Origin of the sequence: Shewanella sp. T24-MNA-CIBAN-0130 (assembly GCF_040310185.1) — a bacterium.
In the GTDB taxonomy this organism is placed as follows: Bacteria; Pseudomonadota; Gammaproteobacteria; order Enterobacterales; family Shewanellaceae; genus Shewanella; species Shewanella psychromarinicola.
Window position 1 is genome coordinate 1 of the sequence record NZ_JBEOPP010000606.1, and the last position, 226, is coordinate 226.

Here is a 226-nt window from a genome sequence, read left to right on the forward strand (position 1 = left end):
CGGTGATTAGCGCAGCCCGGTAGCGCATCTCGTTTGGGACGAGAGGGTCAGAGGTTCGAATCCTCTATCACCGACCACATTCCCGCTTTCTTATAGCGAATTTAGCCTCTAAGTTAAATAAATATCAGACTTGTTTTCAAGTAAAAATCTCGGTGATTAGCGCAGCCCGGTAGCGCATCTCGTTTGGGACGAGAGGGTCAGAGGTTCGAATCCTCTATCACCGACC

At 49.6% G+C, this 226-nt stretch carries 2 tRNA genes; both read left to right on the forward strand.

Features of this window, described 5'->3' with window-relative positions:
- A tRNA-Pro gene (locus AAEZ02_RS23675) sits at window positions 1-77 on the forward strand.
- A gap of 73 nt (window positions 78-150) precedes the next feature.
- Window positions 151-224 (forward strand) — tRNA-Pro (locus AAEZ02_RS23680).
- The last annotated feature ends 2 nt before the right edge of the window (window positions 225-226 follow it).